General features: G+C 56.5%; 16 protein-coding genes. 6 read left to right on the forward strand and 10 right to left on the reverse strand.

All coding sequences use genetic code 11. The features are described 5' to 3' along the window. Nucleotides 1-9 precede the first annotated feature (9 nt). The 6 genes from C8275_RS05185 to C8275_RS05210 are packed head-to-tail and all read right to left on the reverse strand — an operon-like array spanning nt 10 to nt 12141. Complete coding sequence (locus C8275_RS05185) at nt 10-1734, reverse strand: RagB/SusD family nutrient uptake outer membrane protein (RefSeq protein ID WP_106484369.1); 1725 nt, start codon at nt 1732-1734, stop codon at nt 10-12. 21 nt (nt 1735-1755) lie between these two features. Further along, nucleotides 1756-4791, reverse strand: a complete 3036-nt coding sequence (locus tag C8275_RS05190; protein WP_106484370.1) for a SusC/RagA family TonB-linked outer membrane protein — start codon at nt 4789-4791, stop codon at nt 1756-1758. Between the two features lie 45 nt (nt 4792-4836). Further along, nucleotides 4837-6822 (reverse strand): RagB/SusD family nutrient uptake outer membrane protein, encoded by a 1986-nt coding sequence (locus C8275_RS05195; RefSeq protein ID WP_106484371.1) that lies wholly within the window; start codon nt 6820-6822, stop codon nt 4837-4839. A gap of 17 nt (nt 6823-6839) precedes the next feature. Continuing rightward, nucleotides 6840-9995, reverse strand: a complete 3156-nt coding sequence (locus C8275_RS05200) for a TonB-dependent receptor (protein WP_106484372.1) — start codon at nt 9993-9995, stop codon at nt 6840-6842. 37 nt (nt 9996-10032) lie between these two features. After that, nucleotides 10033-11649, reverse strand: coding sequence for a fimbrillin family protein (locus C8275_RS05205; protein WP_106484373.1), 1617 nt, complete (start codon nt 11647-11649; stop codon nt 10033-10035). Between the two features lie 42 nt (nt 11650-11691). Beyond that, the gene (locus tag C8275_RS05210; protein WP_157948181.1) at nt 11692-12141 is read right to left on the reverse strand and encodes a fimbrillin family protein; all 450 of its coding nucleotides are present in this window, start codon (nt 12139-12141) and stop codon (nt 11692-11694) included. A 510-nt stretch (nt 12142-12651) separates the two neighbouring features. Between C8275_RS05210 and C8275_RS05220 the strand changes: the two genes are divergently transcribed. From C8275_RS05220 to C8275_RS05230, 3 genes are read left to right on the forward strand one after another with little or no spacing between them, the layout of a single operon-like run. Further along, the gene (locus tag C8275_RS05220) at nt 12652-15006 is read left to right on the forward strand and encodes a SpoIIE family protein phosphatase (RefSeq protein ID WP_199881862.1); all 2355 of its coding nucleotides are present in this window, start codon (nt 12652-12654) and stop codon (nt 15004-15006) included. A gap of 31 nt (nt 15007-15037) precedes the next feature. Continuing rightward, nucleotides 15038-16825: an SLC13 family permease gene (locus tag C8275_RS05225; RefSeq protein WP_106484377.1), complete on the forward strand. Its 1788-nt coding sequence runs from the start codon at nt 15038-15040 to the stop codon at nt 16823-16825. Nucleotides 16826-16837: 12 nt separating this feature from the next. Continuing rightward, on the forward strand, nt 16838-17137 hold the full coding sequence (locus tag C8275_RS05230; protein WP_106484378.1) for an STAS domain-containing protein: 300 nt from the start codon (nt 16838-16840) through the stop codon (nt 17135-17137). 122 nt (nt 17138-17259) lie between these two features. Here the strand turns inward: C8275_RS05230 and C8275_RS05235 are convergent, their stop codons facing one another. The 4 genes from C8275_RS05235 to rplS all read right to left on the reverse strand — a co-directional run bounded on the left by C8275_RS05235 (nt 17260) and on the right by rplS (nt 20030). Continuing rightward, nucleotides 17260-17790: a methylglyoxal synthase gene (locus C8275_RS05235; protein ID WP_022385375.1), complete on the reverse strand. Its 531-nt coding sequence runs from the start codon at nt 17788-17790 to the stop codon at nt 17260-17262. 689 nt (nt 17791-18479) lie between these two features. Continuing rightward, a complete protein-coding gene (locus tag C8275_RS05240; RefSeq protein WP_022384786.1) occupies nt 18480-19085 on the reverse strand; it encodes an RNA polymerase sigma factor in 606 nt (201 codons plus the stop codon). Further along, a complete protein-coding gene (locus C8275_RS05245) occupies nt 19082-19513 on the reverse strand; it encodes a DUF4476 domain-containing protein (protein ID WP_106484379.1) in 432 nt (143 codons plus the stop codon). Before C8275_RS05245 ends, C8275_RS05240 begins: the two co-directional genes overlap by 4 nt. A 163-nt stretch (nt 19514-19676) precedes the next feature. Then, nucleotides 19677-20030, reverse strand: coding sequence for a 50S ribosomal protein L19 (gene rplS, locus C8275_RS05250; RefSeq protein ID WP_022384784.1), 354 nt, complete (start codon nt 20028-20030; stop codon nt 19677-19679). 214 nt (nt 20031-20244) lie between these two features. Here rplS and C8275_RS05255 point away from each other — a divergent pair, with 214 nt between their 5' ends. The 3 genes from C8275_RS05255 to C8275_RS05265 all read left to right on the forward strand — a co-directional run bounded on the left by C8275_RS05255 (nt 20245) and on the right by C8275_RS05265 (nt 22331). Beyond that, nucleotides 20245-21033 (forward strand): 5'-nucleotidase C-terminal domain-containing protein, encoded by a 789-nt coding sequence (locus tag C8275_RS05255; RefSeq protein ID WP_157948182.1) that lies wholly within the window; start codon nt 20245-20247, stop codon nt 21031-21033. Beyond that, nucleotides 21030-21899, forward strand: a complete 870-nt coding sequence (locus C8275_RS05260; RefSeq protein ID WP_106484381.1) for a metallophosphatase — start codon at nt 21030-21032, stop codon at nt 21897-21899. Before C8275_RS05255 ends, C8275_RS05260 begins: the two co-directional genes overlap by 4 nt. A 264-nt stretch (nt 21900-22163) precedes the next feature. After that, nucleotides 22164-22331 carry a DUF362 domain-containing protein gene (locus tag C8275_RS05265; protein ID WP_022384781.1) on the forward strand — a complete coding sequence of 56 codons (168 nt, stop codon included), beginning with the start codon at nt 22164-22166 and terminating at the stop codon, nt 22329-22331. Nucleotides 22332-22428: the final 97 nt, after the last annotated feature.

Here is a 22428-nt window from a genome sequence, read left to right on the forward strand (position 1 = left end):
GCCCGTCGGTCAGTCACCCCAGCCCGGGTTCTGCCCGAGGTTCGGGTTCTTGAGCTTGTCCGCCTGGGGGATGGGGAAGAAGTACATCTTGTCGTCCCATTGGCGGGCTACTTCCTTGCGGGTGTAGGCGAACGTGCCGTCCGTCTGCCGGGTAATCTTCATCTCGGTGATGCTCCTGAAGTACTTGTCAGCCTCTTTCCAGCGACGGACGTCCCAGAAGCGGTGCCCCTCGAAGGCGAGCTCGACCATCCGTTCGTTCTTGTACTTCGTCCAGAACTCGTCGTTGCTCATGCCGGTGGGGAAGGGTGGCATGTTGACGCTCTTGCGGGCGCGGGTCCGGCTGGCTGCCTCCCGGGCGGAAAGGGGGAACTCCGCACTGGTGGCGTCGGCACTGCCCAGGTAGCGGAAGACTGCCTCGGCATAGTTGAGGTAGAACTCTCCCAGGCGGAAGGTAATCCACGTGTGGTATGCCGACTTGTTGGTGCTGTTCGAGCGCGGGTCGATGTCGCCCTGGCAGTACTTCTTCAGGTAGTAGCCCGTGGGAGTGCCCCCGTTGACCGGTTCGCCGTTGGCTCCTCCCTGGAAGGTCTCCAGCGGGGCTTCGTTCCAGGCGGGCCAGCCCGTCTCCCCGTTGACGGCAATGGTTGCGGCGAGGCGCGGGTCGCGGTTGGCACAGGGGTTGGCGGGATCGTAGAACGCGCTCTGGTCCCAAGGCTTCCCGTCCACCATCTCATAGGCATCCACGAGGTTCTGCGTCGGGCAGTTGCCACCCTTGCAGTTCTCCAGTCCGGCGGGGAAGTTGGAGGTCTCCATGCTGCTGCTTTCGCGGTCCGCCCTTCTGCCGAAGATGATTTCCGAGGTGGCGTCCTTGTAGTTGTTCTTGGTCCACAGCTTGGCATAGTCGTCGATGAGCTTCATCTTCGCGGCGTCGGCGGCGTCGAGCAGCTCCTTGTTGGCAAGTGCGGCGCGGTGCCACAGTTCCTTGTTGCCCGTCGGGTTGAACAGCGGACTGGCGGCGTAGAGGGCGGCACGCGCCTTCAGGGCGAGCACGGTCAGGCGGTTGACCCGTCCCGTCTCGGGTGACTCGGCAGGCAGGGCGACGTCGGCGGGCAGGTTGGCATAGTCGGCGATGATGGAGTCCTTCACGGCGTCACACTCGGCAATGATGTAGTCGAAGATGTCCTGTGCCGGGGTGCGCGGGAGGCTGTTGCTCTCGTCGGCAGTGAGTACATGGTCGCTGAAGGGCACGTCGCCATATTGGCGCACGAGCAGGAAGTAGTAGTAGGCTCTCAGGCAGCGGACCTCGTAACGGTAGTTGTTGTAGCGGTACATCTGCGGTTTGTAGTCGGCATTCATCTCCAGTTCGGGGAAGGTCAGTCCGGTGAACCGTTCCAGGTAGAGGTTGCAGTTGGAGATGGCGCGGTAGCAGGAGCTCCATGCGCCGGCGGGCGTGTTGACCGGACTCCAGGTGCCGTTGTAGAACGTCTCGATGGCACCGCCGGAGTACGCGTACTCCGCTTCGTCGGTCGCGGCGCCGAGGACCGCGCCGGAGTAGGAGCCGAAGTCGGTGTCCAGGTCCGAGTAGATGTTGGTTATCAGGCCGCCGACATTGCCGAAGTTCAGCTTCACGAAGTCCTCATCGTAGTTGTTGTATTCGTGGTAGTCCATCTCTTCGGAGCAGGCAGACAGCGCTCCCAGGCACAGGACGCCACAGAGGAATGTATTCAGTTTCATAGTTCGTCTTGTCTTAAAGGATTAAAAACCTATTTGCAGTCCCACGACCAGGCTCTTGTTCAGCGGGTTGGTGGCGCCGTACGCTTCCGGGTCCGCCACGTCGATGTGGTCCAGACACAGCAGGTCCACTCCCCGGGCATAGAGTTTGGCGTCGCCGATGAAGCGTGTCTTCTGGAGCAGGCTCTTGGGGAAGCGGTAGTACACCTCGACGTTGCGGAGCTTCAGGAACGACCGGTCGGCAAGCCACAGGGTACTCGTCTGGTAGTTGTTGTTCGAGCTCTGGGTGGCGAGACGCGGATAACGGGCATCGGGATGCTCGGGTGTCCAGCGGTTGTCATAGTAGTGGCTGGAGAGCGTGGTGGTGTTCAGCAGCGGACGGAAGAGGCTCTTCGTGTTCAGCAGTGCCGAGTACTGTGCCGTCCCCTGGAACAGGGCGTCGACCCCCCATCCCTTCCATTCCGCTCCGAGGTGGAAGGAGTAGAAGATGCGGGGCGCGGTGGTGCTGTAGCCGATGGCGGTCCGGTCGTTGCTGTCGATGAGGTGGTCTCCGTTGATGTCCTTATACTTCACGTCGCCAGCGTAGAGCGTGCTGAAGTTCTGGGGCAGCGTCTGCTGTCGCTGTGCCACTTCGTCAGCGTCCCTGAACAGTCCGTCGGCAACCAGTCCGTAGAGCTGGTTGAGGCTATGTCCCGTCTGGACCAGGTTGGGATACTGGCGCGGCTCCTCCAGCTGCTCCTTGATTTCATTGCGGTTCCAGTTGAAGTTCCCGCCGGCATTCACGATGACGGAGCCGAGCCGGGCGGTGTAGTTCGCTCCGACCTCCACGCCCCAGCTGTCGACGATACCGGCATTCTCGAACGGGGCACCCATGCCCAGCACGGCGGTGTATTTGCCGTCGGACGACACCCAGATGTCCTTCCTCCGCTGGTAGTATCCTTCCAGGGTCACGTCCAGACCGCCCCACAACGTGGCGTCTACGCCCAGGTTGTATTTGTACGCTTTCTCGTGGGTGGAGTTCACCGAGGCGAGACGGCTGATGGCAGTCGTTCCGAACGAAGAGTCATAGGCGCTGTTGAACATGTAGCGCACGCCGCTCGTGGTGTAAATCTGGTCCCAGTAGTCGAGCACGGTGTCGCTCCCGTCCTTCGGCAGGTAGTCGGCGTTGATGACACCGAAGGAGGCGCGCAGCTTCAGGAAGTCGACCCAGGACGCACGCTGCATGAAGTCCTCTTCCGACAACACCCATGCCGCAGAGACCGTCGGCGAGAACGCCCACTTGTGTCCCGGAGCCAGCAGGCTGGAGGCGGAACCTGACAGGGCGAGGTCGGCAAAGTAACGCTTGGCATAGCCGTAGTGGGTGAACCACGAGAGGTTCTGCCGGAAGATGGTCGTGTTCAGTCCGTAGGCATCGCGGAACTCATATTCCCACTTGGCCTGTGAGAACACATCGTGCTTCCCGGCGAAGGTGCGGCTGTAGTCGATGCTTCCGGCGAAGTTGAAGAGCCGCATCCAGCTGTTGATGTTGGCGCTCTTGCCCATGGTGCCCGGCTCGCCTCCGGTGGTCTGGGTGTAGAACGGTCCGTTCACCTCGTCGTAGGTCACGACGTAGCCGCCGTACTGGTATGCCTGGCTGTGGTCTTCCCAGATGGAGGAGTAGTTGTCGTATGCCAGGCGGAGGGTCGCTCCCAGCCCTTTGACGAACCCGGAGAGGTCCTGTGTCAGGGTGAGGTCGGCATAAAGGCTCTTGGTGTGTCCCTTCGAGTAGGCGGCTCCCTGTGCCTGTGCTACCGGGTTGAGTGTGCCCGTGAAGGTATTGTTGTTGCCGCCCCAGAGCCCGTCTTCGTTGCGGATGGGGAAGGCGCCGGCAGGCACGGTGTAAATCATGTCCCACAGGTTGGCGGACGCGCCGGGCCGGCTCGACTCGGACAGCGTTCCCAGCAGGTTGAGTTTCAGCCGGGTGCTGTTGGACACGTCGATGTCCAGGTTGGAACGCAGGTTGCCGCGTGCGTATTTGTTCTGTGTGGAGTAGCCGTCGTTCACGTCGGGGTGCTTGATGAAGCCTTTGTCGGTCACCAGTCCGAGCAACGTGTAGTAGCGGAACTTGGACCCTCCCCCGCGTATCTCCATCGTGTACTTGTTCGACACGCCGGTGTTCCTGAACGTCTCGTCGAGCCAGTTCACGTTGGGATAGAGGTAGGGAAACTCTCCGTTGCCGAAGTATTCGATTTCCTTGTCGGCATAGCGCGGTGCCAGTCCCTCGTTGGCGCGTGCCTCGTTCATGGCGCGTGCATAGGTCGGCGCGTCGACGAACTCCGGTTTGCGTGAGAGGAAGTTGGTGACATGGTCGTAGGTGAACCGCATCTCGCGCGTGTTGTACTTGCCCCGTTTGGTCGTCACGAGGATGGCTCCGTTGACCGCCTTGTAGCCATACAATGCCACGGCAGGTGCGTCCTTCAGTACCGAGACGGACTCCACCTCCTCCGGACTGACGAACGAGAGGTCACGCTCCACGCCGTCGACGAGGAGCAACGGGGCACTGCTCGACAGGCTTTGCAAGCCACGGACGTAGAACGTCGGTTCGACAGCCGCGTAGTTGCCGGCATTCTGCAGGGAGATGAGCCCGAGCCCCTGTCCCAGCAACGCATTGGCTATGTCCTTGGCAGCGCGTTTGTCGAGTGCCGGAGCAGAGACCGTCGAGACTGCCATGGTCGACTCTCCGCGGGTAAACGTGCGGTCGGCGCCCACGTCGACCGTTTCCGCCTTATAGCCCATGACCACCTTCGTCAGTGAGTCGTCCACCCGGACAGTGGTTGTCCCTTTGTCGGGACTGAACACGACAAGCTTTTCGTTTTTGGCAGCCTTGATGGAGAACTTGCCGTCTTTGTCGGTCTCCACCCGCGTACCGGGCGCACCGATGACCATGACCGACGCGCCATAGACGGGGCGTCCTGCCGGGTCGACGACCACTCCCGTGACATTCCCGACGGCTTCTTGCGCCAGTGCAGGCAGGTTCGCGCACATCAGTCCTGCTACTATCAGATATCTATATGTTTTCATAAATCCATTCATCGTTTGGTTATTCACTTCTCGTCTTGCCGGACCTTACCATCCCGGGTTCTGTACGAGACCATACTTCTTGTTGATTTCTATTTCCGGGATGGGCGACAGGTACCATTTGGCATCGAAGCCGTTATCCCACCAGTAGCGGCGGATGTTCTTCAGGACGAACTTCTCATAGTCGAAGCGGGTCGGCTGCTTCGCGCCCTTGTTCTGGTCGCCCTCAAACCACTTCGTGTAGATGCGGTTGCCGTTCTCGTCGAGCCGATAGATGAGCAGTCCGTGCAGCTCCTTCTCGAAGAGGTCCTTCCGCTTGTAACGGATGAGGTCGAAGAATCGTGAATCCTCCAGTCCCAGTTCGCAGGCACGCTCGCGGAGCAGCTCCTGCAGGAGGTTGGCCTTGTTGCTGCGCAGGTTCTTGTCCGGGTTGCAGTCCTCTAGCTTGCCCAGTCCGACACGTGCCCTTACCTTATTTATATACTCCAGTGCACCGGCATTGTCGTTGCGTGCCTGCAGGAGTGCTTCGGCATAGGTGAGGTAGATGTCCGACAGGCGGAGCGTCACCCACTGGGTGTACTGGCGCAGGTAGTCGTTCCCCAAGTAATACTTCATGTTGTCATAACCGGTGGCGTATTGTCCCGTCTCGTTCTTCGAGTTGTTTCCGGCATCATAGCCTCCCACCCAGAGCTCGTAGGGCTGTCCGCCCATCACGCCTGCAGGAGTCGACCAGTCGAGCATTTTCGGCAGTCCGTTGACGCGGGCACTCTCATAGAGACGCGGGTCACGAGTCAGCGTCAGGTCGCCCCCTTCGAGCGTGCCGGTCATGAACATGGCGTCCAGCCTTCCTTCCGCCTTGGTCTTGTCCCAGTCGAAAGGTTTGCCGTCAGCCCACGGGAACATCTCGACATACTCCTGCGTCGGAGTGTAGGAGTTGCGTCCCAGGTCCGCCCAATAGTGCCACATGTAGGTGGCGGACTTGAAGGCATCATAGCCATTGGTGCGGACGGAGTGCAGAATCTCGCGGCTGTCCTGTGCGATGTACGCCATGCGGTAAGCCCAGCGATAGCCTGCCGGGGTGTTGTTGACCGACTGCTTCAGTTCGTAGAACCCGTTCTGCCGGAGCGCGTTCATGAAGTCCTCGCAAGCCTTCAGGCAGTTGTCCCACAACTCTTTCCTGTAGCCTCCGTACCACACGAGATGTTTCTGTTCCGCCTCCGACGAACCCCCGGCGTAGCCTTGCGCATCGTTGAACAGAGGAGAAGCGGCAAACTGCCAGATTTTGCACTTCAGCGCCATGGCTCCCGCCTTCGTCCATCGTCCCGTGTAAGTCGGACTGGTGGCTGCGGTGGAGCCGTCGTAAGCCCAGGGCAGTGCGCCCGAGTTGATGGCGTCGTCGAGCATCTCAATCATGAAGTTCACGGTCTCCTCCACCGTTGCCCGCGGATTACTGTAGCTCGATTCGTTGCCGATGAATGAAGAGCGCAGGATGGGCAGTCCGCCATAGTGTCGGAACATGTCGAAGTAGCGGGTTGCGATGAGGCACTTTGCCTCTGCCACCATGCGGGCTTTCTCGGAGGCACTCAGGTCGGGCACCTTGTCGATGTTTTCGATGAGCAGCCAGCACCAGCGTGTGACCTCCCAGACCTTTTCGTCGTTCCAGCAGAACTTGTCCTCGCGACGGACGTAGTTCGCCTTGTGGATGCCCGTGTAGTATTGCGAATAGATGGTCGGTGCCGCCCAGTGCAGCTGCCAGCAGTCGGACAAGGCTTCCGCTTTGCCCACATAGGCGCTGCTGGAGACGGGCAGCGAGGTGTCGTCCTTGTACGGCAGTCCGTAGTATTGCCGTCCGTAGATGGCGTTCAGGAACTGCTGGGTGTAGAGCGCACTGGAGAACACCGTGTCTTTGGTGGCTGTTCCTCCCGGTGCCTTGTCCAGGAAGGCATTCCCGAATTTGATGTCATCCACGCACGAGGCAGCTCCGACGGACGCGAAGAGCAGGGCGCCGATGACCCAGGTATATGTAGTTCTCATAGTTGTTTGCTTTTAAGTTAGAATCCCAGTTTTAAGCTCAGTGTGTAAGTGCGTGCCAGTGGGTAGGACGGGGCATTGCTAGCCCGGGTCTCCGGGTCTCCCCAGAGATAGGGTGTGAAGGTCAGCAGGTTGTAGCCGCTCAGGGCAAGCTGGCAGGTGTTCATCTTCAGCTTCTTCATCCAGGGGAAGTTGAAGTTGTAGGCCAGCTGGAGCGTCTTCAGGCGCAGGTACTTCGAATCCTTCTCATAGAGCGTGCTCGATGCGTAGTTGTTGGTCGCATTCTCCCAGGTCGGACGCGGATACTTGGCGCTCTGCGACGGATTGTCGGGTGTCCATGTGTTGTCGAGGTGGTAGGCCAGCAGACCGCCCGTCGTGGGTCCCGTTGCCGAGGTGAAGGGCTGTCGGAACACATCGGAAATCATGCGCGACACGTTCCACGCGGCTGTCCACTGGCTGTTGAACTCCCAGTTCTTCCAGCTGAAGCCGAAGTTGAAGCCGAGCATGTACTCCGGGTCGTCGGTGTAGCCGTAGTCGCGGCTCATGTCGTTCACGTCAATCTTGCGGTCACCGTTCAGGTCCACATAAACGGCGTCACCCGGACGCAGTTCCGCCATCTGTTGCGGATAGGGGCGGTGGAAAGTCTGCTCATACAGGTCCGGCGTCTGTTCGTCGTAGTAGCGCCAGAACACATATTGCGACCGCGCCCCGATGCGGTGTCCCTTCTGATACTGGTAGAGGTTGCTTTGCGGAGCTTCCTTGCGGTCGATGACCTCGTTCTGGTTCTGCGACAAGTTGAGGTTTGCCCAGTAGCGGAAGTCGTCGCCGAACTTGTCGTTCCACTTCAGGGACAGTTCCCATCCCCAGCTGTCGACAGCTCCCAGGTTGGCAAAAGGCACGCTGAAGCCGATGATGCTGGGAGCGGTCCCGTCCTGCAGCAGGATGTTGGTGCGGTGTTCCCGGTAGTACTCGAAGGTCGCGCGCAAGCGGTCGTCGAAGAAGTTGGCGTCGATACCGTAGTTCTGTTTGAAGGCTTTCTCCCAACCGACGTCGGCATTGTTCTTCGATGCTTCGCGGGCGCCCAGGCTGATGGTTCCGTTCTCGATGCCGAAGTTGTATCCATAGCCTCCGTTGCGGTTGGGGGACTCGCTGTTGTTGATTTCATACGGGTCTGCCAGGTAGAGGAAGCGCAGGTCCTTGTTTGTGGTCTTGTCGTTGCCCACAAATCCGAAGCTGACGCGCAGCTTGAGGAAGCTGACGTACTTTTTCAGCGGTTTGAAGAAGTTCTCCTCGCTGAGTATCCATCCCGCTGAGCCGGCAGGGAACGTACCGAAGCGACGTTCCGGAGCGAAGTTCTCCGAGCCGTTGTAGCCGATGTTGAACTCAGCCATGTAGCGGTTCTTGTAGTCATAGGTTGCACGTCCGACCAATCCGACATAGCCGCGGGGAATGTCGCTGTAGGTCGAGCCGTAGTAGTACTCCTTCGACTGGTTGTAGAGCACCAGGGCGCTGACACTGTGGTCGCCGAAGGTGCGTGCGTAGTTGAAGCCAGCCTCCATGTACCAGTCGCGTCCTTTGCCGGTCTTCTGGCTGTATCGGATGTCGGTGTTCTCGCCCGACTTGCGGTACTTCAGTGAACCGTCCTCCTGAATGACCGGCGTATAGACTGCCACGGCGCCACCTTCGCCATACTTGTAGATGGTGAAGTCGCTGTTGTAGGAACCTTTCAGCTTGAACGAGAGTCCCTTGGTCAGGAAGTCGAGCTTTTGGTCTATGACGAGGTCGGCGTTCAGCTTGTTGTTGCTCTGATGATTGGTGCCGGTACCGTAGTAAGCCATGCCGGTGCCTCCCGTGAACGGCAGCTGCAGGTCGCTGTAGTCGGTGGCGGTCACGATGTAGCGTCCGTCGATGATGCCGGGGCTGGAGAACGGTGTGGCATAGTACATGTTCTTGATCATGCCCGACGCGCCCTGGCTGGTGTGCGGCTTGTCGGAGTTGTCCACGTTGCCGCTCAGGTTGATTTGCAGCGTGGTGCTCTTTGTCACGGTGAAGTCGAGGTTCGAGCGGTAGTTGAACCGCTGGTAGGAGTAGTCCAGGTTATAGGGGAGGCTGAAGTTGTTGAACAGGCCGCCCTGCGTATAGGCTCCGGCAGAGATGAAGTAGCGCACCGTCTTCGTGCCGCCCGAGATGCTCAGGTTGTGCTGGCTCTGGAGCGTCCGGTCCTTCATGATGTAGTCCGCCCAACGGGTGTCGGGGAAGCGGATGGGGTCGGAGTGGTCCTTGAACTTCTGGATAATCTCGTCCGAGAACATCGGTGTCATCCCGTCCAGCTCGCGCATCCGGTTGTAGAACGTGGCATAGTCGTAAGAGTCTGCCTGTTCCACCATCTTTGTCGGTGTCAGGATACTGGCAGACGTGGTGAAGGATATCTTCGCCTTGCCTTCTGCGCCACGTTTGGTCGTTATCAGGACGACGCCGTTTGCCCCTCGGATGCCGAATACAGCCGTGGCGGAAGCATCCTTCAGGACGGTGATGCTCTCGATTTCATTCGGGTCGATGTCGTTCATGCTGCGTTCCACGCCGTCGACCTGAATCAGCGGCGATGAATCCCCGAAGGTCGCCTTGCCGCGGACGAAGATGCTCGCCGCATCCGAGCCCGGCTCTCCGGAATACTGCACGGTGGTCAGACCGGTCATCTGTCCGCCCAGGACATTCGATACCGAGCCTACCGGTGTACGGGTCAGGTCTTCGGTCTTCACACTGGCGACTGCACCGGTCACGGTCACTTTCTTCTGCACACCGTAGGCGACGACCTGCACCTCCTGAATCATCTGTGTATCCTCGTGCAGGGTGATTGTCATGCCCGGACGGGCCTCCATGGTCACCGTCTGATAGCCGATGAAAGAGATGGTGAGCCTTGTGCCCGGTTTGACTTTGATGGAGAAGTTTCCGTCGATATCGGTGATGGCACCCGCCTTTACACCTTGCACCTGTACGCTTGCACCGATGACCGGTTCGCCTTTATCGTCCACGACCGTACCCTTGAGGATGCCCTGCTGCTGTTCCATCCGTGTCTCGGCAAGGACCCTGCTCCCGGCGAGGGGCGAGGCTGCAAATGCCGACACAAACAGGACCAGGGGTAGGGTCGTGCCTGTTATGTAGTTTTTCTTGTTCATAGATATCTGTCTTTAGGAGTAAGGAAGCATGCGGCAATCAGAAGGCTGCCATCATGCGGAATTGTCCGGCTCGTGAGCCGCGTTCAGCCAGGACGGTATAGAGCCCGCCTTCCATGCCGTGGGTCCATTGGTATACCTCGCTGCGCAGGACGCTCGTCCAGTAGTGTCCGGACTGTGCGGTAGTGGAGACGAGTTCCTGTCCGCCGGCTTTCGTCAGGCTGCTGTTGAGCTGGCTCAGGTTGTCTGCTACCTGTTGCAGACCTTTGGCGGACGGGAGGTACCACGGACTTGCCGATGCAGGAAGTTCCACGGCGGAGCGGTATGCCTGGATGAACTTGCAGGCATAGTCGCAGGTCGAGGGAGAACCTTTTCCCTCTTCCGTCACCATGGTCATGAGGACCGTGTTGTTGTAACCGAAGAAGGCGGGATACATGGCGAGCACATCGTTCTTCAGGCTGCCGTTGCGGCTGGTGTTGCAGTAAACGAACTTGCCTGCCCATTCCGCATCGTCATCGAACCAGGTATCATACGTACCTGACTTGCCGGAGTGGTATTGGGAAGTGGTGGAGCCGTCTTCCAGCGCAGCATTGTTCAGCGCCAGTATCAGTCCGTGAGAAGCGGAAGGATAGTCGCGGAAGAGCGCGTCCTGCACATCGCTGCAGGCATCCGGAGCCATGACGTGCGGCTGCGGATTGCCGGCGTATGCCACGATGCCCACGACATTTGCCGGGACCGTCTCCGCATCCTTGCTTACCAGGGAGCCGTCGGCGCAGAAATAGTCGCCTATGGCAAGGGTATAGCTGATCTTGCCTGCATCCTTTATGGTGTATTTCTTTGCGTTGCCACCTTGCAGGTTCCCTTTGGCGCTGTACTCCATCAGTTGGGTACCGGTGTAGGAACCGCCGATGGTGAAGTCCTTGCCGGGATTGACCAGTGCCAGGTAGGTATGGGTCGCTGCGTCGTAATGCGGATGTGCTGCCTTGCCGTTGATTTGGAAGTCCGCAGGTGAAACGTTCATCTGATAGTCGTCCAGTCCCGGATTGGTGAAGTCATAGGTCAGCTTCGGCATCTCCAGCACGACGAGGCTCATGCGGTGGGTCATCGTGAAGGCTACTTTGCCTTGCAGACGTTCCCCCTCGGCATCGCTTGAACTGGTCATGAGGTCTTGCTTCGTGTAGTTGTCGCCGCTTTGGTCGGACTGGATGTTCCAGGTGTTGACATACGATTCGAACGGGTCGCCCGTCTGTGTGGCTGCATCCCATTTCCCGGCGTCGAACTTCACATCTTCGCTGTAGGGATAGTAGGCGAAGAACTTCATGTATTTGAATTCCGTGCCCTTGTATTCGATGGGTTCACCCTCCAGCTCCCAGTTTCCCTCCTTGAAGGTGAACTTGCGGTTGGATATTTTCTCGACCACCTTGCCGCTGCGTACGGCAAACACGCCGATGGCATCCCCATCGGTGAAAGTGGTCTTGTAGGCTTGGTCGATGGCACGTGTGCCGTCGGTCGTGGCATAGCCGGAATCGGAGATGCTGATGGTCAGTCCTTGTACGGAAGAGGCGGTCAGGTCAGGCTCGTTCTCTTGGGAACAGGAAACGGTGGCAGACATACCGGCTGCCAGCAACGCGATGGATAAGTATGCGGATAGTTTCATGATATGAACTTGTCTTAGTCTGTTAATAAGATGAGATAAAGGCTATTTCTTCGGGGTTGCCTCGATGTCCTCGTTGGTGATGGTGCCCCAGTCTGAAGGGGTCATGGTGGTCTCTGTACCCACTACGCCCGGGTCAGGCTCCAGGTTGCCGCCGTCGACATCTTTCCACGGGCTGATTTGCGTCCCGGTGATGGTCAGGCGAATCGGGCTGTCGTTGTAGTCGTTGGCTGTCAGGGTGTAGTTGTAGGAGTAGCCCGGAAGCAGCTCTTTCAGGTTGGTGATTTCCACCTTATAATATACGCGGGTTGTTTTCGTGCTCATGGCACCCTCGATGAGCAAACCTTCGCTTCCGAGAGTCTGCGGAAGGAAGAAGCCGGTGAAGGTGTGGTTGTTCGCATCGGTCAGGCTCTGGTAGACACTGGCGCCGGCAGCGTCCTCGTCGACAGCGGTCTGTCCTGTCTTGGGGTCGAAAGTTCCGTTGAGTTTCGTCAACTCTTCACAAATGTATGTAAAAAGCGTTATCTGCAAGAGATTTCCCGGTCATTCTGCTAAAAGGGGCAGAAAATACATGCTTTTGGTAAATATTCCATGTCCGCTTCCTTCCCGTACAGCCCGTAATGGGGCGGTTTTAACGATTCCGGGACTCCTGAAGAGGAGAGACTATGTACTGTTTGTTGGATAAATAGGATGTTTGGTATGTTAAGAATTTTTCTTGCGTCCGCTTCCCTTGTTTCCTTCTTCGTTTCTATTTTGTCCGCTGCTCTGAACTGCATTTCAGACCTTGCCAATATAGGCGATGCTGTGCCTTTCTACCTTCTTTCTGCTGCTGTCTGAAGAAAAATACGGTCATTTTTGTATAGCTATGCCGCGAGATTCTTCTAAATTTGCACGGTTAATAGAATGGACAGGGTCTGCTTGCGAGCCGGAACTTATCCATTTGTAGCTGAAGAGTTATCTTGTTGCTTTAGTCCGGTTATACCCGGAAAGAAACATACACATCACATGAAAAGATGGAACCCCGACTTCATGAGCCATTCCTTTACGGCTCGTTTGCGCGTTTATGTCGTAGGCTTCACCGCCTTGCTGTTCATTCTCGCCTTTTACGTGATTTTTCGTTTTTCCTACCGCTTCATCCGTGAAGAGGCGGTACACCGTGCCGATGCACAGCTCGATAACACCATCCTGCGCATTGACGGTGTGCTCAACTCCGTGGAGACGGCAGTTGCCAATTCCTCTTGGGCGGTCGGCGAAGAGCTGAACAAGCCCGACTCCCTCTATACACTCCTGACCCGTTTCGTGGAACGCAATCCCATCATCAGCGGGAGTGCCGTTGCCTTCCGCGAAGACTTCTTCCGCGACAAGGGCTCCTACTACTCACCCTATGTGTTCAAGGACGCCAATGGGGATATCCGTCGGCGACAGCTGGGAACCGAACGCTACAATTACAGCGAAAAGGAGTGGTTCTCCCGTCCGATGCAGACCGGAAAGGCGCATTGGAGCGAACCTTACTACGACACCGGAGGAGGAGAGATGCTCATGACGACTTATTCCCAACCTCTCTATGATGCCGATCACCGCATGTACGGCGTCTTTACGGCAGACATCTCGCTGGCATGGCTAACCGAGCTGGTGAACGGAATACGCCCTTATCCGCGTTCCTACAACCTGATGATTGGCAGGGAGGGAACCTACATTGTCCATCACCGTCCGGAACGTATCCTGCATGAGACCATCTTTTCCGCTACCAAGACCATGAAGGACTCGACTACGCAGAAAATCGGGCGCGACATGCTGGCAGGCAGACGGGGTATGGAGGTGTTGCAGAACGACGACACGCTCTCCTACGTGTTTTATGCACCCATCGAGACGACGGGATGGTCGGTCGCCACGGTCTGTCCACGCGAGGAAATCTTTGCCAGTCTGGACAAGATACAGTGGTGCGTGGTGCTGATTGCCGTAGTGGGACTGGTGGTGCTCGGACTGGTCTGCGGACACATTATCCGTCACATTCTGAACCCTTTGTCACGCTTTGCACAGGCGGCCCGGCAGATTGCGGGAGGAGACTTCCAGACACCGTTGCCTCCGAGCCCGTATGACGATGAGATGGGACAGCTGCGCGATGCGTTCGAGTACATGAAGCGCGAGCTGGCGGAATACATGGAGGAGCTGCAACAGACGACGGTCCGCAAGGAGCGCATCGAGAGTGAGTTGCGCATTGCCAGTGAGATACAGATGGGCATGATTCCCAAACTTTTCCCGCCTTTCCCGGAACGGAAGGACATCGACCTCTATGCCATCCTGAAGCCGGCAAAGGAGGTGGGCGGCGACCTGTATGACTTCTTTATCCACGAGGAGAAGCTGCTCTTCGTGATTGGCGACGTGTCGGGCAAGGGGATTCCTGCCTCACTGCTGATGGCGGTTACCCGAAGCCTGTTCCGTACGATTGCCGTTCACCGGAAGACGGCGGGTGAAATAGTTGCTGCCCTGAACCGTGCGGTGGCGGACAACAACGAGTCGAACATGTTCATCACCCTGTTCGTCGGAGTGCTCGACCTGGCATCCGGCGAACTGGACTACTGCAATGCGGGGCACAATCCCCCGGTGTTCCTGCAGACGGGGGGGAAGCCGCGCCTGTTGTCCTGCCTGCCCAATATACCGATAGGTGTATTCAAGGACTTCGACTACGTGGCGGAGTCCGGACGTCTGGATAACGGCAGCCTCCTGTTGCTCTACACCGACGGACTGACCGAGGCGGAGAACCCGTCGGAGGAGTTGTACTCCGTGGAACGTCTGCTGGCGACCCTCGAAGGCATGCAGGAACTGCCGGCACAGGAAATTATCCGTACACTGGAGCGGAGCGTGAAGGACTTTGCCGGTGAGGCGGAACAGAACGACGACCTGACCATGCTGGCTCTCCGCTTGAAGCACGACCCGGATTCGCAGGAGATGGAACTGGTGCTGGAGAACCGGCTCACGGAGATTCTCCGTCTGGAGGACTTCGTCAAGCAGGCGGGGCAACGTGCCGGTATCCCTGCCGATGAGACGGAGATGGTGCTCCTGGCAGTAGAGGAGGCGGTCACGAACGTTATCCGTTATGCATACGGTGACGGGGAGGGTCTTATCCGTCTGACGGCAGCATGCCGGGACGGCAACCTGGTTTTCGAGTTGCGGGACAGCGGACAGGCTTTTGACCCGACACAGGTTCCGGAAGCCGACGTGACGCTTCCCGCAGAAGAGAGGACGCCGGGAGGACTGGGACTTCTGCTGGTGCGGCGCATCATGGACGAGGTCCGCTACCAACGGACGGACGGTGAAAACCGGCTGACACTGGTGAAGAGGGGCAAGCTGACAAGCTGAAACAACATTTCTAACTAAATAAAGCAAAACGATGGAAAGTATCATTTTTCTAGGAATGAATCCGGATATGTGGATTGTCTTGCTGACCATACTGGTGGTCTTCGGCTTGATGCTCTTCACAAAACTGCCGGGTGATTATGTGTTTATGGGCAGCATGGTGGTGTTTGTCACTACGGGTGTCCTTCCGGTGGACGAAGCGCTCAGCAGCTTCAGTTCGGAGTCGGTCATCATGACGGGCGCCCTGTTTGTCATCATTGCCGGACTGGTCTATTCCGGTGTCCTGCAATGGATTGTCAAATACTGCCTGGGCATGCCCAAGACGTACGGGAAGGCACTGTTGCGCCTCATGTTTCCCGTGGCCATGCTGAGCACGGTGTTGAGCAATACGACGGTGGTTGCCCTGTTCCTGCGTGCGGTGAAGATGTGGGCAAGAAGGTTGGGCATCGCCCCTTCAAAACTGTTGATTCCCTTGAGCTATGCCTCGTGCATGGGAGGAACCATCACGCTCATCGGTTCGCCTACCAACCTGGTGATTGCCGGTTTTTATGCCGACGATACGGGGGAGGCGATGGGACTGTTTACACCGACGGTCGTGGGTGTGTTCTGCCTGGTGGTCGGTATTCTCTCCACACTGGCATTGAGCCGGTTGCTGCCTGTACGGAAATCGCAGGAGGATGCGTTGGAGAATGTCTCTGACTACACGGTCGAGCTGCTGGTGCCGACGGAATGTCCTCATGTGGGAGAGACTGTCGAGGAAGCCGGGCTTTACAAGGTCCCCGGCGGACACATCATTGAGATTATCCGTTTTGACCATGAAATCATCTCCCCGGTGAGCAAGGACGAGTTCATCTTCGGTGGTGACCGTCTGGTGTTCTCCGGTGATGTCGAGCGGATTCTGGAACTGCGGAAGTCCCATCAGCTGGTCAATGCCACCCACCACGTGTTTACTCTGGATGAAGTCGACCGCAACCGGCGCCTGCAGATGGCGAACGTCCGTTTCACCAGTCCGCTGGTGGGCAAGAAGATGGAGGACACTGACTTTGAAGAGAAGAATGATGTGGTCCTGATTGCCGTTGCCCGGGAGGGAGAACGCATCCAGCAGAGTCCCCGTGAGGTCGTGCTGGAGAAGGGAGACACGCTGCTGCTGGAGTGCAGCCCCTCGTTCCTGAAGCATCCTGCCAATTACCAGGCGGACCTGCAGTTGTTTGATTCGGAGAAAGTGCCCAACATCGGTTCCAAGACCATTGTGTCTTCGCTGATTATGGTGGCGATGATTCTGCTGTCGTCATTCAATGTGCTGCCTCTCATGACCTCCTGTTTCCTGGCAGCCTTTGCCATGATTATCACCCACTGTTGCAGCATCCGGCAGGCACGCGAAAGCATCGACTGGGGCATCCTGCTGATTTTTGCAGGTTCCGTCTGCATGGGACTTGCCATTGAGAAGGTGGGTCTTGCCGAACTCCTGGCAGCCAAATTGTTGTCCTTCTCGGGGAACAGTCCGCTGCTGACCCTGACCTGCGTCTGCCTGTGTGCTATCATCCTGTCCGAGCTGGTCAGCAATACGGCGGCTGCCGCCATCCTCTATCCGGTTGCCTATCAGGCTGCACTGACGATGAACGTCAACCCCATGACATTCTGCATCGGGCTGCTCATTGCCGTCAGCTGCTGCTTCGCTTCTCCCGTGGGTTCACCGACACACATGCTGGTGTACGGTCCCGGCGGTTACCGTTTCTCCGACTTCATGCGGCTGGGTCTCATCATGAATGTCATCATCCTGGCAGCTACCTTGTTCATAACCCCGATTGTTTTCCCTTTTTAACTCGATAAAATCATGAAAGTATCTCTTACAACCAACGATTCAAAAACGACCGTCCGCATTGAAGGCCGGCTGGACACGGTTGCAGCGAACGACCTGGAACAGGCATTGTCCCCGGTGTGGGAACAGAGCCATCCCGATTTGTACCTCGACTGCCGTGACATGGAGTACATCAGCAGTTCCGGCTTGCGTGTGTTTTTGAAGCTGAAGAAATATGTGTTGGCTCAGAACGGACGTCTTGAAGTCAGTGAACTACAGCCGATGGTGAAAGGCGTGTTCGAAATGACCGGCTTCGCCAAGTTGCTGCTCAGCTGACGGGTAAACAAGCGGACAAGGAGGTTGCAGCCGTATCCCGACACGTTCGTTGTCTCGGGACAGCTGAAACCTCCTTGTCCGTTTTTCAATGTTTTCGTTTCCGGTCCGACTTTCTCCCTCCGTTAGTCCTCGGACTTCTTTCTGTTTTTCCGCTTTTTCACCTGTTCTACAGCCTCCGAAACGATGGGGCGGTTGGCGAAACGTTGGGCATAGTTGGTATAGTCGGGATGGATGCGTTCATACGTCGGGTCGGTGAAGAGCGGACTGGTAATGATGTGGTCCGCTGTCGAGCGGTTGCAGCAGAACACGATGTTCTCCACGCCGGCAAGACGGGTCAGTGCCTTCACATCGGTGTCGTGCGGCTGCAAGGTCATGGGGTCGGTGAAGAAGAACAGGTAGTCGATCTCCCCCTCCACGATGCGCGAACCAATCTGCTGGTCTCCTCCCAGGGGTCCCGATTTCAGGAGGGTGATGTCCCATTCGATGTCGGGATGCTTTTCCTCCAACGCCTTCTTGATGAATGTTCCCGTAGTACCGGTGCAGTAGAATTTATGTCCGATGAGGCGTTCCGAGTTCCACAGCACCCATTCAATCATGTCTTTCTTCATGGCATCGTGCGCCACCAATCCGATTTTTCGAATAACTTTTGTCATAAGTATTTCATTTTTAGTGAACTTCCAGCACAAAGGTAGCGAATCGCCGGAAATGTGCAAGCAAGTCCTGACGAAAAGTTCTGGACGAGGTCCTGAAAACAGAATGTAAGCGATTCCTCTGTTTTGCTTGACAGAATTTCTCATTTGACTGTTTCCAGCTAACGCGTACTTTTGAAAAATCGGGCAAGATAGGCTTTTTTAGGAATATTCATGCGATGGCTCGTGCATACTTATTCCAAATCCGGGTCAAAAACGAATAATTATACCGCGAAACAATATTGTTTGGGAAGTCAAACACTTGTGTTTGGTACGTCAAACAATATTGTTTGATGAGTGAAACAATATTGTTTCATCCGTCGAAGTCAAGATTTCGAACAGTGAAACACTTGTTTTATGGTTTGGGAACAATTATTTAGTGATTTTTGCCTCTGGCTTGTTCCGGAAGACGTTCGATTGGGAACTATGATATTGACAGGTATGTGTTTCATTCTCCTTTCTTGCTGATGATATTTTCGTCCCAGTTTGTGTATGTATGCAGGCAATTATTTCCCGGTTCTGACAATGTGTATTTTGCGAATCGCCCGAGAAGGCCCGTTTTGCGCACAAACTTGCAGTTGGCTGCGAGGAAGGGCACTCTCAGGCGATTCGTTTGACACTTTGACAAAGTGATAGTTGGGGGTGGAATGCAATCACCCCATAAGCAGCAACCAGAGCATCCATTTCCCTCCCAGTTTCTTGCGGAGCTGCGAGAGGGCATAGGCATAATGGTTGCGGACCGTGTGGGGTGAAATGTCCAGTTGGCTGGCAACTTCCCGGTAGGAGAGTCCCTGGAAGATAATGAGTCGGAGTACCTGACGGGCACGGTCAGGCAGGGCATCGATGGCACGGTGAAGTCGCCCGAGGATACGCTCGCGGTCGGAATCACTCTCGGCAGTCAGCTCGTCGATGAGGCTGTCGGTCACGCTCTCCAGGTCGACGAAAAAATAGCGTTGCTCCTCCTCCATGCGTTTCAGAGAAGCCTTTGCCACTGCCCCGAACAGGTAGGCACGCACCGAACCGGTGAAGAAACGTCCGCGATGATTGCGCCACAGCGAGATGAAGGCCCCTTGCACGAGGTCCTCGATGTCGTCGGGGGACAGCAGGTAACGGGTGGCATAGAGGCAGAGCGGACGGTAATAGTGACTGAAGGCAAGGCGCAGGCACGTCTCGTCATCCTGTTGCAGCAGGGCGGCAATCTGTCTGTCCAGGTCAGAGACGGACGGACATCGGGTGGACTTGAGGGTATCGGTTGTCATCGGCGGGGACGGAGCAGCTCACGGGCTGTGTCGCGGTTGGAGGAGAAGGAGAATTCGTCCAGGATGTCGATGATGTTTTCCGGGTCAGCAAGGTTTCCGCGGACGAGGCGTACGATGTCCAGCCGTTCGTCGTCAAAGTCTGCCAGCTCTTTCATCAGACGGATGCACTGGTCGCAGGTGATGTGGCGTTCGATCAGGGCAGCTTCGAGCAGACAGCGGCGGTCGTCGCTGAAGGAGACTTCTTTTGCCAGCTTGATGATGCGTCCGAGTGCATGGTTGCTCAGCACCTGCATCCGGTAGTGGTGGGGGTACTGTTCCACGGAAGTCCGTTCCGGAACAGACGGACGGGTGGCGTTGTCGTTCCCGTCTGCAGAAACGGAGACGGACAGGAGCAACAGACCGAGAACGGGAAAGAGGATTTTTTTCATCGGTATGAATGGTTTGCAACGGGTTGGTGTCGTGAGAGGCACCGTTGGTTGGGGTTTAGGGCGGCAAGATAGCCAATTCGTGTGAGAAGACCATAGGGACGAGGCAATAAAAAAGGGAATCCGTAGTTTCGGACTCCCTTTTTTATGCTGTTTAGCCAACGAATTAGAGGCTGACTCTCTTTTCTTTGATTCTGGCTTTCTTACCGGTAAGTGCACGCAGATAGTACAATTTGGCGCGACGTACTTTACCGATTTTGTTGACAGTGATGCTGTCGATGGCCGGAGACTCGATGGGGAAGATACGCTCAACACCCACTGTGCCGGACATTTTGCGAACCGTGAAACGCTTTTTGTTTCCGTGTCCTGCGATTTTGATAACAACACCGCGGTACATCTGTACACGCTCCTTGTTACCCTCGACGATACGATAAGCTACGGTAACGGTGTCACCAGCTTTGAATTTCGGATGCTCTTTACCGGTAGCAAATGCTTCTTCTGCAATTTTAATTAAATCCATTTGTTCGTTTTATTAAATTGTTTATCGTGACCAACGCAACATATCAAGTTACTCTTCCTGTGACAGCGATTGCGCGGAAAGCGGTGCAAAAGTACACGATATTTGTCACACTCACAAGGCTTCCCTTCAAATATTTTCCTGAAAGAGTGTGATTCTTTGCTTTTTACGTACCTTTGCACGTCTTTCCGCCCGGATGCGGTCTGAAATTGTTTTTATGAAGAGAAGCATAAACCCCCGACTGACCCTGATTTACAGCATCGCCTTGCTGCTGTCTGCCTCCTGTACGTCGTCCCGTCCGCCGGTCATCCATTCGCTGACGGGTGGACGGTTGGAACTGACAGCTGCCCTTGATGCGGCTCCCGACACGGCGGTGCAGAGGTTGGTCCACACTTATAAGAATCGCATAGACCGTGTGATGAGTCCGGTGATAGGTCGTGCCGCCGTACCGTTGACGGCAGACAGCATGGACAGTCCATTGTCCCTACTGGTGGCGGATGTGTTGCGTGAGGCGGCTGTCCGTCACTGTGGCAGGAAGGCGGACGTCGGCATCATCAACATCGGTGCCATCCGGAGTGCATTGCCTGCCGGCGACATTACGTTGCGCCACCTTTATGAGGTGCTTCCTTTCGATAACCGTTTCTGTGTGCTCACCCTGTCGGGCAGCCAGCTTCGGGAGTTGTTTGCCGCGGCGGTGCGCGAACGGTCGGTTGCCGTTTCGGGTTGCACACTGACGGCGGATGCGTCGGGACATCTGTTGGCAGCGACGGTCGGCGGAAGTCCGCTGGATGACACATGCACCTATCGGGTGGCGACCATCGACTATCTGGCGGAAGGAAACAGCAGGATGGTGGTCCTCGGGACCGTGACACAGAAGGAATTTCCGCCGGGTGTCTACCTGCGCGACCTTTTCGCTGACCATCTCTCGTCCCTCCGTGCTGCCGGAGACTCGCTGACAGCTCCGTCACAGCGCCGTATCCTCTTACAATCAGAAACAGCACCATGAACCGTTTGAACATCTTCCTGCTCTGCCTGCTGATGGGGTGGTGTGTCGTCCTCCCGACGGTGCAGGCACAAGACAAACTCTACATCTATCACACGAACGACACCCACAGCACCATCGACCCGGTGGAACCTGCTTATCCCGACACGGCATTGGCAGGCAAGGCAGGAGCCGTCCGTCGTGCCACCCTGCTTCATCGGCTGCGCAAAGAGCATGGCGCCGACCGGGTGCTGCTGTTTGATTCGGGCGACTTCTCGCAAGGCTCCCCTTACTACGCCCTGTTTAAGGGAGAGGTGGAGATAGACCTGATGAACGCGATGGGCTATGATGCCTGCACCCTGGGCAACCATGAATTTGATTTCGGGTTGGACAACCTGGCACGTCTCGTTCGCCGGGCACACTTTCCTGTGGTCTGTGCCAACTACCACTTCGAAAACACACCGCTCGACGGGCTCATCAAGCCCTACGTCATCCTGCATCGGGGCGGACTGAAGATAGGCGTATTCGGACTCAGCCCGCGTCCGCAAGGACTTATTTTCTCGGAGTACTACCGTGGCGTACGTTACGAGGACCCTGTCGTTGCAGCCAACCGGGTCGCTGCCCTGCTGAAGCGGAAGAAACATTGTGACCTGGTGATTTGCCTCTCTCATTTGGGTTGGAAGGGAGCGGAGAGCGACGAGACGCTGATAGCCTCCACCCGTCATATCGACCTGGTGCTGGGCGGTCATTCGCATTCCTACTTCGAACATCCGTTGACTTATCTCAACCTGGACGGACTCCCTGTCCCGGTGCAGCAGATGGGCAAGTACGGACGTTTCCTGGGCTGGATAGAGGTGGATTATAGCCGGGAATCCTCCCGCTCGGAGTGATGCTTGTTTAGAAACACTTTTTTTGAAATGACGGAAGCAACCTTCCGTCGTACCGTTCATCCCGAAACCTATCTTCCTGCAATCCTTTTCCTTACAAACGGTTAAAGACGAATAACGAACAGTAGTTCCCTGTCCGTCCTCCGATGCCGTTATTTAGAACGGATACAAATTATCCCGTTTTGCCTAGTAGAGATTACAATCAATGGAAGAAAGGTGTATATTTGCAGCGTTGAATTGGTACTAACAACTTAAATTGATAAGAAAATGGCTTACGTAATTAGTGACGATTGTATCGCTTGCGGTACTTGTATTGACGAATGTCCGGTTGGAGCAATCTCTGAAGGTGACAAATACTCTATCAACCCGGATATGTGCACCGAGTGTGGTACTTGTGCAGATGTTTGTCCTTCTGAAGCTATCAGCTTGGGCTAATATCCGAAGAACTACAAAGTCAGACAAAGATTTAGACGAAGGGTGCGTCGCACGAAGCGATGCACCCTTCTTTTAGTACGCTCGGCATGAGTGTTGT

It is taken from the genome of Bacteroides sp. Marseille-P3684 (assembly GCF_900291465.1).
GTDB lineage: Bacteria > Bacteroidota > Bacteroidia > Bacteroidales > Bacteroidaceae > Phocaeicola_A.